Annotated in this window: 16 protein-coding genes; 9 read left to right on the forward strand and 7 right to left on the reverse strand. The window is 69.1% G+C overall.

Annotated elements, in window-relative coordinates; genetic code table 11:
* Nucleotides 1–190, reverse strand: a 190-nt coding sequence (locus A9G05_RS25520) for a DUF2938 family protein (RefSeq protein WP_139131260.1), incomplete at its 3' end; no start/stop codon positions are given.
* A gap of 71 nt (nt 191–261) precedes the next feature.
* Between A9G05_RS25520 and A9G05_RS25525 the strand changes: the two genes are divergently transcribed.
* Complete coding sequence (locus A9G05_RS25525) at nt 262–699, forward strand: helix-turn-helix domain-containing protein (protein WP_069563603.1); 438 nt, start codon at nt 262–264, stop codon at nt 697–699.
* A gap of 13 nt (nt 700–712) precedes the next feature.
* On the opposite strand, the gene A9G05_RS25530 is transcribed toward A9G05_RS25525, so the two are convergent.
* The 3 genes from A9G05_RS25530 to A9G05_RS25540 form a co-directional block, all read right to left on the reverse strand.
* A complete protein-coding gene (locus A9G05_RS25530; RefSeq protein WP_069563604.1) occupies nt 713–1,564 on the reverse strand; it encodes a CAP domain-containing protein in 852 nt (283 codons plus the stop codon).
* Between the two features lie 181 nt (nt 1,565–1,745).
* Nucleotides 1,746–2,369 carry a hypothetical protein gene (locus A9G05_RS25535; protein ID WP_069563605.1) on the reverse strand — a complete coding sequence of 208 codons (624 nt, stop codon included), beginning with the start codon at nt 2,367–2,369 and terminating at the stop codon, nt 1,746–1,748.
* A 113-nt stretch (nt 2,370–2,482) separates the two neighbouring features.
* Entirely contained in the window at nt 2,483–2,875 is a 393-nt protein-coding gene (locus tag A9G05_RS25540) for a hypothetical protein (RefSeq protein ID WP_069563606.1), read from the reverse strand.
* A 201-nt stretch (nt 2,876–3,076) separates the two neighbouring features.
* On the opposite strand from A9G05_RS25540, the gene A9G05_RS25545 reads away from it, so the two are divergent.
* A complete protein-coding gene (locus tag A9G05_RS25545; RefSeq protein ID WP_069563607.1) occupies nt 3,077–3,556 on the forward strand; it encodes a hypothetical protein in 480 nt (159 codons plus the stop codon).
* A gap of 3 nt (nt 3,557–3,559) precedes the next feature.
* On the opposite strand, the gene A9G05_RS25550 is transcribed toward A9G05_RS25545, so the two are convergent.
* A complete protein-coding gene (locus A9G05_RS25550; RefSeq protein WP_069563608.1) occupies nt 3,560–3,985 on the reverse strand; it encodes a group II truncated hemoglobin in 426 nt (141 codons plus the stop codon).
* Nucleotides 3,986–4,183: 198 nt separating this feature from the next.
* Between A9G05_RS25550 and A9G05_RS25555 the strand changes: the two genes are divergently transcribed.
* Together A9G05_RS25555 and A9G05_RS25560 are read left to right on the forward strand one after the other, a co-directional pair.
* Entirely contained in the window at nt 4,184–4,888 is a 705-nt protein-coding gene (locus A9G05_RS25555; RefSeq protein WP_044407338.1) for a YebC/PmpR family DNA-binding transcriptional regulator, read from the forward strand.
* Entirely contained in the window at nt 4,888–5,112 is a 225-nt protein-coding gene (locus A9G05_RS25560) for a hypothetical protein (protein ID WP_044407341.1), read from the forward strand. Before A9G05_RS25555 ends, A9G05_RS25560 begins: the two co-directional genes overlap by 1 nt.
* A gap of 32 nt (nt 5,113–5,144) precedes the next feature.
* On the opposite strand, the gene A9G05_RS25565 is transcribed toward A9G05_RS25560, so the two are convergent.
* A complete protein-coding gene (locus tag A9G05_RS25565) occupies nt 5,145–5,759 on the reverse strand; it encodes a TetR/AcrR family transcriptional regulator (RefSeq protein WP_069563609.1) in 615 nt (204 codons plus the stop codon).
* Nucleotides 5,760–5,871: 112 nt separating this feature from the next.
* On the opposite strand from A9G05_RS25565, the gene A9G05_RS25570 reads away from it, so the two are divergent.
* A complete protein-coding gene (locus tag A9G05_RS25570) occupies nt 5,872–6,792 on the forward strand; it encodes an ABC transporter six-transmembrane domain-containing protein (RefSeq protein WP_069563610.1) in 921 nt (306 codons plus the stop codon).
* Here the strand turns inward: A9G05_RS25570 and A9G05_RS25575 are convergent, their stop codons facing one another.
* Nucleotides 6,793–7,392, reverse strand: a complete 600-nt coding sequence (locus A9G05_RS25575; protein ID WP_069563611.1) for a DUF4157 domain-containing protein — start codon at nt 7,390–7,392, stop codon at nt 6,793–6,795. It lies immediately after the preceding gene.
* A 284-nt stretch (nt 7,393–7,676) separates the two neighbouring features.
* Between A9G05_RS25575 and A9G05_RS25580 the strand changes: the two genes are divergently transcribed.
* From A9G05_RS25580 to A9G05_RS25595, 4 genes are all read left to right on the forward strand, one after another.
* Nucleotides 7,677–7,958 (forward strand): peptidylprolyl isomerase, encoded by a 282-nt coding sequence (locus A9G05_RS25580; RefSeq protein ID WP_044407352.1) that lies wholly within the window; start codon nt 7,677–7,679, stop codon nt 7,956–7,958.
* A 142-nt stretch (nt 7,959–8,100) separates the two neighbouring features.
* Nucleotides 8,101–9,228 (forward strand): PilT/PilU family type 4a pilus ATPase, encoded by a 1,128-nt coding sequence (locus A9G05_RS25585; RefSeq protein WP_069563612.1) that lies wholly within the window; start codon nt 8,101–8,103, stop codon nt 9,226–9,228.
* 103 nt (nt 9,229–9,331) lie between these two features.
* A complete protein-coding gene (locus A9G05_RS25590; RefSeq protein ID WP_069563613.1) occupies nt 9,332–11,182 on the forward strand; it encodes an ABC transporter ATP-binding protein/permease in 1,851 nt (616 codons plus the stop codon).
* Between the two features lie 88 nt (nt 11,183–11,270).
* Nucleotides 11,271–11,612, forward strand: a complete 342-nt coding sequence (locus A9G05_RS25595) for an FKBP-type peptidyl-prolyl cis-trans isomerase (RefSeq protein ID WP_044407361.1) — start codon at nt 11,271–11,273, stop codon at nt 11,610–11,612.
* Nucleotides 11,613–11,919 lie beyond the last annotated feature (307 nt).

Consider the following 11,919-nt stretch of genomic DNA (forward strand, 5'->3'; position numbering starts at 1 on the left):
CCGGCGCGGCACGGCCGATGCCGGCGTGGCGGAAGCGGCCACGGGGCATGTGCCCGACCCAGCGCCCCGCCAGGGCGTAGTCCAGCCCGGCGCTGCCGGTCAGCCGACGCAGCAGCCAGCCCCACAGGTCCATCACCAGGGTCGCGCCCACGCCGATCCCCACCACCGCTACCACCGTCTCACCGTTCATGCTTAGCTCCTCCACTGTCACGGAACGCCCGTGGAATCAGGCTGCCAGTTCAAGTCGACTTGAGGTCAAGCATGAAAGAGATGGACATCGCCCAGGTGGCAAGAAACTCCGGCCTGCCGGCCTCGACGCTGCGCTACTACGAAGAGAAGGGGCTGATCCGCTCCATCGGCCGCGCCGGCATGAAGCGGGTGTTCAACGCCGACGTGCTGGAGCGGCTGGCGCTGATCGCCATGGGACGGGCGGCGGGGTTCTCGCTGGACGACATCGGCGCCCTGCTCGGCAGCGCACGGCAACCGACCCTGGACCGCCAGCGCCTGGCGCAACAGGCCGACGCGCTGGACGCGACCATCCGCCAGTTGTCGGCGATCCGCGACAGCCTGCGCCACGCGGTGGACTGCCCGGCGGAGGACCACCTGACCTGCCCCACCTTCCAGCGCCTGATGAAAGTGGCGGCCCGCGCCGCCACGCGGGAGCCGGCGCGGCGGGCGGGTACGAAACGCCGGCCCTGAGGCCGGCGCGGGGTCACTGGCTGCCGAACAGCGCGGTCCAGTAGATGCCGGCGTCGCTCTTCGGGTCCACCGAGTAGGCGGCACCCAGGTCGCGGAACTGCGGGTTCATCAGGTTGGCGCAGTGGCCGGGGCTGGCGAGCCAGCCGTCGAGCACCTTGCGCGAGGTGTCCTGGCCGGCGGCGATGTTCTCGCCGATCTGCCGGCCGATGTAGCCGGACAGTTCGGCGCGGTCACCCGGGGTGCGGCCGTCGCGGTCCTTGTGGTCGAAGAAGTTGTTGTTGGCCATGGCGCGGGAGTGCCCTTCGGCCGCCGTGGCCAGGGAGGCGTTCCAGCTCAGCGGCGCGGCGGCGGCGAAGAACTGGGTGCCGCACTGGCGGGACTGGGCGCGGGCGGTGTTGACCTGCTCCAGCAGTTTCTGGCCCTCGGCCTGCCAGTCGCCCAGGCGTCCGGTGAGCAGCGGCCGAGCCAGGACGATGCGCCACTCGCGGTCATCGCGGCTGACGCCGATGTCGACGAACTGCGGGTCCAGCACCACCTGGCAGAAGCTCTCGCGGATGGCCTTCATCGCCGACTGCGCATCGCGGGGGCCGGAGAGGCTGATGGCCTGGACGTTGACCATGGGGTAGCGCGACTGGGTCATCGCCTCCTGCAGGTCGCCCATGGTGGTGGCGGAAATCACCAGGCGGGGGTCGGTGGTGAGCGGCGGCAGCTCCAGGGAAGCCTGGCCGGCACAGCTCTGCACCTGGCCGCGGTAGGCGTTGAGGGCTTCGATCAGTTGCGCTTCATCGCCGGCACGGGCGCCTTGGGCGAGCAACAGGCCCAACGACAGGGCCGCCAGCCGCAGGACGTTAGAGGTGACGCGCATGGATGCCTCCTTGGACGGGTTGCGCCCGGGTGCGCGAGCCCGCTCGGGGCTGGGGTCGCGGCTTATCGGAAGGGCGTATGGCCGGCAGACGGGCGATTGGTTGCCCGGCCGGACGGATAGGGGTGGATTCAACCACGGGGGCCGGGCAAATCCCAGGCCATTCGCACCGGAATAGACCCGTTCAGGGCCGCCAGCCCTGCACCTGGCCCTTGGCATCGGCGCCAATCAACAGCAGCCGCTGGGGCCAGTCCACCAGCAGCAGGCCGTGCTCGCGGTTGAGGGCGAGGAACGCGCCCATCAAGGCCTGGGAGTCCGCCCCCTCCTCCAGCACGGCGCCCAGCGCCAGCAGCCCACGCGGGCCGGTGTAGCCGTAGAGCCAGGCGCCGCGCCCCACGGGCAGGCTGAACCCCTGGGCGAGCCGCCCCAGCATCTGCCCCTCGGCCACTATCACTGGCGCTGGTCCTGGCGTGACGCCGAGCCGCGCGGCCAGGCGCTCCAGTGCATCGGGCAACGGCACCAGCGGCACACTGCCCAGCACGCCTGGGCCCGGCGCCCCGCTGGCCTTGAGCGCACTCAACGCCGCCTCGGCCGCTCCACGCTGGCCTGGCGCCAGGAACTGCACCCGCAACCAGTCCGCCTGATGCAGCAGCCGCGCGCCGCGCAGGTCTCCCTGCACCGGCTCCAGCGGCGGCAGCCCGAGCGAGGCCGGGGCGGGCGATGCCACAACCGTGTCGACGGAGCGGGCATCAGCCACGGCAGGCACCAGGCCGAGGGCAACCAGCAGGACGATGGGCAACGGATTCATGGGCAGCGCCGGCAAGTAAAAGGGCGCGCAGATTACCCACGCCCAGGCACACCGTCAGCGACCCCAGCACGGGAGCGGCCGGGGATGACAGGGGAATCAGCCGGAGTTTGGGCTTACAGGCAGACCGAGGTGGTCATGCAGCCGAACACGAACCAGGTCGGCAGCATGCTTGCCAGCAACATGACCGCACCGATCACCACCACCCCAACGGTTCGCAGCCCTTCGAACCGATAGCGCCACGCCCCCAACAGCAGCAATACCGTGCACACAGCCAGTGGAAGACTGAGCGGCCATTCCAGCGACGCTTGCTGCAATCCCTTGGCGACCAGGTTGCCGACAAAAAGCACGTAACCGCTCCCCACCCCAAGGGCCGCCACCCATAGCGAAGCCAGACCCGGCGCTCGACGGACGGTCAAGCCCAGCCATCCCAAAAGCACCAGAACCAGTACGACTGGAATGGCCAGGACAACGAGCTCATAGGTGGTCAGCGGGTACTGGACAGGCATGGTTTTCCTCCGTGAAAAGCGCACATGTTGACGCAAGGCAACGCTCGGCACCACGCAGCGAGCATCATCGGCGACCGCCCGGACGACCGTCCCAGAACGTGGCACCCAACACCCCACCACCCCATGGAAGGAACCCCATGAGCCCTGCCCTGCGAACCCCCGACCACGTCCGTTTCCCCCTGCGACAGCGGAGGGGCTGACATGGACCGGCTGGAACTGCTCGACGAACTGGACCGCCTGCTGCCCCCGGTGGACAAGCCCGAAGGCCCGGACCTGTCCTTTCACCCCAGCGGCTGCGAGGCCTGCGACATGCTGCGCACGGAGCTGGCCATCTGGCCCGGGCGCAAGCTGCCGATGGAGGCCCTCTTCTGGCTGCACGATGACATGAGCAGCCTCTCCGCCGCCGGCTGGCGCTGGGCGCTGCCCTCCTACCTGCGGCTGGTGCTGGAGTCACCGCCCGATGAGATCAACCTGCTGCTGGGCTTCCTCATCCTCAACCTCAACCCCTCCCCCGCCTACCGCGAGGACACCCGCACCCGCCTCGGCGCGCTGGATGCGCAGCAGCTCGGGCTGCTGCTGCGCTTCATGCAGTGGTGCGGCGAACAGCCGTGGCTGCTGGCCTGGGGCGAAGACATCGATCAGGCCTGCAGCTTCCTCGACGACCTGCGCCGCCGGCGCTGAGCCTCAGCCCGGCAAGCCGTGCCGCGCCCGGGCGGCCTGCACCACCCGCGCGGCCGGCACCCGCAACTGCACCAGCAGGTACTCGGCGAAGTCCGCCGCGTAGCCCTGCCGGGCGATCGCCCGCTCCATGCACAGCAGCCATGCCTCGCTGAGGCCCTCGTCGATGGGCCAGCGGGCGTGGAATGCCGGGATGGCGATGGCGCCGTATTTCTCGCTGAACAGGCGCGGGCCGCCCAGCCAGCCGCTGAGGAAGCAGGCCAGCTTGTCCCGCGAGGGCGCCAGGTCCTCGGGGTGCAGCCGGCGCAGCGCCGCCGCCTCGGGCAGGCTGTCCATCTGCTGGTAGAAGTCGTCGACCAGACGGCGCAAACCGTCGATGCCGCCGGCGGCCTGGTAAGAGGCATCGCCGACGCCGTAGGGCGCGTGGCTCATGGAGGGCTCCGGGCAAAGCGCGGATTGTAGCGAGCGGAGCCTGGTGGCAGTGACTGCCCATTGGTCGCACCGGGCCCTGGTGCCGTGAACCCCCGCGCACCGCTCGGCGCCCCGCTGGCAGGCGCCCCTGCTGGCCCGGTAGAATCGCCGCCCTGCCGGACGGTCACGTCCGCCCCATCAACCTGCGGGAGATACGCCATGGGCGCCCAGTGGAAAGCCAAACCCAAAGAAGCCGCCGCCAACGCCCGAGGGAAGATCTTCGGCAAGCTGGTGAAGGAAATCATGATCGCTGCGCGCAACGGCGCCGACCCGGACATGAACCCCAAGCTGCGCCTGGCCGTTCACCAGGCCAAGAAGGCCTCCATGCCCAAGGACACCCTGGAGCGCGCCATCAAGAAAGGCGCCGGGCTGTCCGGTGAGGTGGTCAACTACGAGCGCACCCTGTACGAAGGCTTCGCCCCGCACCGTGTGCCGGTGATCGTCGAGTGCCTGACCGACAACCTGAACCGCACCGTGGCAGAAATCCGCGTGCTGTTCCGCAAGGGCCAACTGGGCACCTCCGGCTCCGTGTCCTGGGATTTCGACCACCTGGGCATCATCGAGGCCGAGCCGGCCAGCGCCGATGCCGACGTGGAACTGGCCGCCATCGAAGCCGGTGCCCAGGACTTCGAGCCCGGTGACGACAACACCAGCGTGTTCTACACCGAGCCCACCGACCTGGATGCCGTGTGCAAGGCCCTGCCGGACTTCGGCTTCACCGTGCATTCGGCCAACCTCGGCTACAAGGCCAAGAACCCGGTCACCCTCTCCGGCGCCGAGCTGGAGGAAGTGGAGGCCTTCCTCGAAGCCCTCGACGGCCACGATGACGTGCAGAACGTCTACGTGGGCCTCTCCGTGGCCTGATGAGCCGCCGGGACTTCCACGAGGAACACGCCGAACGCGCCCGCGCCGACGCGTTGCGCCTGCTGGCCCAGCGCGTCGCCCTCGGCCCGCGCTGGCTGGCCTGGGTGGCCACCGAGCTCTACCAGTTCAAGCCGCCGGAATACGCCAACATGGTGCGCCGCGAACTGGAGCGGCTGACCTCGGCCCAGCGCCTGCTGGACGCGCCGGGCACCACGGTCCATTGACCGCGCCCCGCGCGTCACAGCGCGGGCACTCCTCACGCTGGCTTCAGCCGTGCGCCCAGCCTGGGCGTCCCCAGTAGCAAGCCCACCACTTCGATGATTTCCTCCAGCGCCGCCTCCAGGGTGATGGGCGAGGGCTCCAGCAGCAGGTCCGCCGCGTAGCTGTTGGCCAGGGCGGTGATCTGCCGGGTGGCCCGAGGCAGGTCATCGCAACTGAACACCCCACTGGCGCATCCCTCGGCGATCAGCCCCAGCAGCAGCCCTTGCCATTGGCCGAGCGCCAGCCGGTAGGCCTCGGCCAGCTCCGGGTCGTGCAGGGATTCGTCCCAGGCATCCAGCCACAGCGTCCAGGCCGCGTCGTCCTTGCGCGCCGGCAGGCAATCGCGCATCAGCGCGATGAGCGCAGGCTCAGGGTCGAGCCCCTGGAGCAACGCCTGAGTGCCGGCCAGCTGCTCCTCGGAGAAGCGCTCGAACGCCGCCCGGCGCAGGGTCTTCCAGTCACTGAAGTAGTGATACAGGTGGCTGCGGGACAACCCCGTGTGCTCCGCCAGGTCACGGGTGGAGACGCTGGCCAGGCCGTTGCGCAGGAACAGCTCCAGGGCGGCGGTGATGATCTGATCCTTGCGTTCGGCAACGGGGGGACGGGCCATGAGGTCTCCGGGAGATGAGTGGCTCTTGAATTTTGAGCGACTGCTCAAGGAAAATTGAGCGGCCGCTCAAATCATAGCGCGGCCCCTCCCCACTCACTACGGTCAACCGACGATGCACCCCCTCGATACCGAGCAACTGGCCTCCACTGGCGCCCGCCTCGGCCAGCAATCCGCCGCCACCACCCTCAAGGCCATCGCCTGCGCCTACCCCGGCAAGCTGCTGGGCACCTTCTCCCTGGTCGCCCTGGAGAACCTGCTGATGCTGGCCTACCCGCTGTTCGCCGGGTTCGCCATCGACGCCATCGTGCGTGGCGAAGCGCGCCTGGCGGTGCTCTATGCGCTGGTGGTGCTGGCCTTCTGGGTGGTGGGCGCGGCGCGCCGTGCGGTGGACACCCGCACCTTCACCCGCATCTATGCCGAGCTGGCGGTGCCGGTGGTGCTGCACCAGCGCCAGCAGCAGCACGGCACCTCAAAGGTGGCGGCACGGGTGGTGCTGGCACGGGAGTTCGTCGACTTCTTCGAGAAGCAGATCCCGATCATCGCCACCGCCCTGGTCTCCATCGTCGGTGCCGCCGCGATGCTGCTGGCCATCGAGCCCTGGGTGGGTGCGGCCTGCCTGCTGGCCCTCTCGCTGTGCCTGGCCTGCCTGCCGCGCTTCGCCGCCCGCAACCAGACCCTGCACGAGCGCCTGAACGACCGCCTGGAGCAGGAAGTGGCGCTGGTGGGTCGGGTCGGCCGGGGCAGCCTGCTACGCCACTACCGGCACCTGTCGAGCCTGCGGGTACGGCTCTCCGACCGCGAGGCAGTGGCCTACCTGCTGCTGGGGGTGATGGCTGCGCTGCTGTTCGTGGTCGCCATCACCTGCCTGGCCTCTGCCGAGCAGGTCAAGGCCGGGCACATCTATGCGGTGATGACCTACCTGTGGACCTTCGTCGGCAGCCTGGACGAAGCGCCCTCGGTGGTGGACCAGCTCGCCCGCCTGCGGGACATCGGCAAGCGCGTCGACATCGGCCGGGACGACACCCCGGCCTGATCAGTTGGCCGGGCGCATAGCCTGCTGCCGCAGCTCGCGGGCCACGTCGAACTGCTGGCGGTAGGCCGGCGACTCCACCGCGTCGTAATCGCGGGTGTAGCGCCGGGCGAACTCCAGGCTGCCCCACTGGCGGTACTGCTGGACGTGGAACAGCTCGTGGGCCCAGAGCACGGCATCCTGGGCCAGGGCCTCGTTGCGAAAGACGATCACGTCCACCAGCGTCACCGCCTTGATGTCGGGGTTCTGCAGCATGGTGCGGGCGGCGGCCATGTCGTCGGCATCGCCCACCCGGTAGCGCACGTTGTCGAGCACGTCGGTGGGGTAGTACGGCAGCAGCACCTGGCGGATCGCCGGCGGGATCGGCGCAGTGCCCTGGCTCAGTGCCGAGGCGCGGGAGCGCAGGATCCAGCCCTCCAGGGAGGTGGCCGCCACCTCGCCGACCCGCTGCTGGGCCGGGCCGATCACCCCGTCCGGGTCCGGCACGCAGATGCAGCCCCCCAGGCAGACCTGCGTCTGCCCCGCCGGGCAGGACGCGGCAAAGGCGGGCGAGGCGGACAACAACAGCAACCCGAGGCAGCGGGCGGACAGGGCAAGGCGCATGGACGACTCCGGGACGAAACGCGCGGCGATACTTGGGCAGCCGCGCGCCGTTGTCCAGCCCCCACAGGCGCCTCTAAAAACGTAGGCGAGGCAGCCAGCGCAAGGCAAAAACAAGCGAAAAAGCGCAGTTTACGCGGGGTAAATGAGCATTTTGATCGGACTCGCGCACGAGCCTGTTTTTAACGCCGCGATGGCAACGCAGGTAGTTTTTAGAGGTGCCCCGACGGCGTTTGACTGGCCGGCGCATTGCGGTAGGCTCTGCGCTTTTCCAGAGGAGTCCTCCCATGCCCCGCGCAACCGCCCGCCACATCCTGGTTTCCAGCGAAGCCAAGTGCAACGAACTGAAAGCCGCCATCGAAGGCGGTGCCGACTTCGCCCAGGTCGCCAAGGACAACTCCACCTGCCCCTCCAGCCGTGACGGCGGCAACCTCGGTTCCTTCGGCCCCGGCCAGATGGTCCGCGAGTTCGACACCGTGGTCTTCAGCGCGCCGGTCGGCGTGGTCCAGGGCCCGGTGAAGACCCAGTTCGGCTACCACCTGGTGGAAGTCACCAGCCGCCAGGACTGATCCACCCCGAGGCCCGGCAGCGCCGGGCCTTTCCACGCGCCCTTCGCCCCTCCCCCCTCTTCCCCCCTGCGACGCCGTGCCGGATCGCACGCCCCGCGCGCCCACTGCTAGGCTTGCCCGATCCACCCAGCAAGGAGGCGGGATGAGCGACTCCCTCGACACGGTCCCCGGCGTATTCACCTACCTGGACCTGCTGCACCAGCACCAGGGCTCCGACATGTTCTTCAGCGTCGGCTCGCCGCCCCACATCAAGATCGAAGGCCACGCCCGGCCCGTGGGCGAACGCGCCCTGCAACCCGGCGACGTGCGCCAGCTCGCCTACCAGCTCATGTCCCCCGCCCAGGTCGCCGAGTTCGAGCGCGAATGGGAGATGAATCTGGCCGTCAGCCTGCCCGGCAGTGGCCGCTTCCGCGCCAACATGTACCTGCAGCGGGGCGAGGTCTCGATGGTGGTGCGCCTGATCAAGACCAGCATCCCCAGCCTGGAGAGCCTCGGTCTGCCACCGGTGCTGGAGAAGCTGGCCCTGCAGGACCGTGGCCTGATCCTGGTGGTGGGTGCCGCCGGCTCCGGCAAGTCCACCACCCTGGCGGCCATGCTCGACCACCGCAACGCCCAGCGCAGCGGCCACATCATCTGCATCGAAGACCCCATCGAGTTCCTCCACCCGCACCGTCGCTCCATCGTCGACCAGCGCGAGGTGGGCCTGGACACCCACAGCTTCGCCGCCGCGCTGCGCAACGTCCTGCGCGAGGCACCGGACGTGATCATGCTCGGCGAGGTGCGCGACGCCGACACCATGCAGCACGCCCTGCACTACGCCGAGACCGGCCACCTGTGCGTAGCCACGCTGCACGGCACCAGTGCCCGCCACGCCATCGAGCGCGTCACCCGCTTCTTCCCCGACGAGGCGCGCAAGCAGGTGCTCGCCGACCTCTCGCAGAACCTCCTGGCCATGGTCGGCCAGCGCCTGGTGCCGGGCATCGACCACAAGCGCGTGGCCGCCGTGGAACTGATGCTGGGCACGCCCCACGTGCGTGACCTGGTGCTGCGCGACGAACTGCACGAACTCAAGGACGCCATCGAGAACGCCCTGGAGACCGGCATGTGCAGCTTCGACCAGAGCCTGTTCCGCCTGGTCGAGGCCAACCGCGTCAGCCTGGCCGATGCGCTGCGCTTCGCCGACTCGCGCACCGACCTGGCACTGAAGGTGAAGCTGGAGCACGGCTTCGACGGCCAGGACGTCGAACGCAAGGTGCTGCGCGACGCCTGACCGCCCACCAGCGGTCGATGACCACCATCGACCAATGCGATTCGCACCCGCGCCGGCGCTGGAGTAAGGTCGCCCCTTCTCGACGACACAAGGCAGGTGGGCGATGGCAGCCCTCGACGAACAGACCCAGACCCCGCCGGCGGACGCCGGCAGCCCCCATGACGGCGCCGCCCCGGTGGCGCGCCAGGCGAACGCCCGTGGCGATGCCGCGGTGATCGCCACCCTCCTCCCCTACCTACGCCCCTACACCGGGCGCATCGCCGTGGCCCTGGGGCTGATCCTCGCGGCCAAGCTGGTCAACCTCTACGTGCCCATGGCGCTCAAGCAGATCGTCGACCAGCTCAACGTCGCCCCCAGCCTGGTGGTGCTGCCGGCCGGCCTGCTGCTGGCCTACGGTGCCGCACGCATCGGCGTGACCCTGTTCACCGAGCTGCGCCAGGTGGTATTCGCCCGGGTCATGGCGCGGGCCTCGCGGCAGATCACCCTGCAGGTGTTCCAGCACCTGCATGGCCTCAGCCTCAAGTTCCACCTGGGCCGGCGCACCGGCGGCGTGGCGCGGGACGTGGAGCGCGGCGGCAGCGCCATCTCCGACCTGCTGGACTGGACCCTCTACACCATCGTCCCGACCCTGGTGGAGATCGTCATGGTCACCGCCGTGCTGGTGTGGGCCTATGACTGGGGCTTCGCCCTCATCACCCTCGCCACCCTGGTGGCCTACGCCCTGTGGACGGTGGCGGTGACCGAGTGGCGCACCGCCTACTACCGCGCCTCGGTGGAGGCGGACACCCGCGCCAACGAGCGCGCGGTGGACTCGCTGCTCAACTACGAGACGGTGAAGTACTTCAACAACGAAGCCCACGAAGCGGCACGCTACGACGAGAACCTGCGCCACCTGGAGAACGCCAAGGTCAAGGCGACCAAGTCCCTGGCCCTGCTCAACCTGGGCCAGACCGCCATCGTCGCCCTGGGCGTGACCGCGATGATGTGGCGCGCCGCTGCCGGCGTGGTGGCCGGCGAGCTGACCATCGGCGACCTGGTGCTGGTGAACACCTACCTGCTGCAGCTCTCCGCGCCGCTGTTCCTCCTCGGCATGATGTACCGCGAGGTGAAGCAGTCGCTGACCAACATGGAGCGGCTGTTCGGCCTGCTGGACGAGCGCCAGGACGTGCGCGACGCCGAGGGCGCCGTACCGCTGCAGGCCACCCGGCCCCGGGTGCGCTTCGAGAACGTGCACTTCGGCTACGACCCGCGCCGGGAGATCCTCCACGGCGTGGACTTCGAGATCCCGCCCGGCGGCACGGTGGCGGTGGTGGGGCACTCCGGCTCGGGCAAGTCCACCCTCGCCCGCCTGCTCTACCGCTTCTACGACATCGACAGCGGCCACATCCGCATCGACGGCCACGACCTGCGGGAGCTGACCCAGTCGTCCCTGCGCGGTGCCATCGCCATCGTTCCCCAGGACACGGTGCTGTTCAACGACAGCATCTACTACAACATCCGCTACGGCCGCCCCGACGCCACCCGCGAAGAGGTGGAGGCCGCCGCCCGCGCCGCCCACATCCATGACTTCATCCAGCGCCTGCCCGACGGCTACGAAACCCCGGTGGGCGAGCGCGGCCTGAAGCTCTCCGGCGGCGAGAAGCAGCGCGTCGCCATCGCCCGGGCCTTGCTGAAGAACCCGGCGATCCTGATCTTCGACGAGGCCACCTCGGCGCTGGACTCCAAGTCCGAGAAGGCCATCCAGACCGCCCTCGACCGCATCCAGGAAGGCCGCACCACCCTGGTCATCGCCCACCGCCTGTCGACGGTGATGGACGCCGACCAGATCCTGGTGCTCGACGCCGGCCGGGTGATCGAAAAGGGCACCCACCGGGAGCTGCTGGAAGCCGGCGGCACCTACGCGCAGATGTGGACCCTGCAGCAGCAGGAGCCGGAAGAGCCCGCCGAAGCCTGAGCCGGAGGCCGGTCGCCCCGCGACCGGCACCTTGCCAAACGCCGCGCTTCCTGCGAAAACGCGCGCCTTCCCCACCGGAGCGACTCCCATGAGCGATGAACTGAAGATCGAAGACCTGCTCGAAGGCGACGGCAAGGCCGTGGTCAAGGGCGCGCTGATCACCACCCAGTACAACGGCTGGCTGGAGGACGGCACCCTGTTCGACTCCTCCTACCAGAAAGGCCGCCCCTTCCAGTGCGTGATCGGCACCGGCCGCGTGATCAAGGGCTGGGACCAGGGTCTGATGGGCATGAAGGTCGGCGGCAAGCGCAAGCTCCACGTCCCCGCCCACCTGGCCTACGGCGACCGCCAGGTCGGCGCCCACATCACCCCCGGCTCCAACCTCGTGTTCGAGATCGAACTGCTGGAAGTGCTGACTCGGGACGACTGAGCCAGGGATTTGTAGGGAGGCTTAACAGCCATAGAGCCGTTGTCGTTCGCAACGCACATGAAGCGCACGCTTGCTCCACCATCTCGCTGAGAAGGTGAGGCGGGGACAGCGCCCCTTCAGGAGGCCGAGCGGAGTTATCGAGGAAGGGGTTGAGCGACATGGATGTCGCGAGAGCGCTGCCGGGCCAGGGATGGCCCGTCAGCGCGTACCCCTGGAGCGATGACGTAGCGAGGGAACCCGACGCAGTCGGGCGGGGACGCCTAGTTCGGATGCAGGGGCAAGTTTTTTGGTTCCTTTTCAACGACTG

It is taken from the genome of Pseudomonas sp. ENNP23 (genome assembly GCF_001728945.1).
GTDB lineage: Bacteria > Pseudomonadota > Gammaproteobacteria > Pseudomonadales > Pseudomonadaceae > Metapseudomonas > Metapseudomonas otitidis.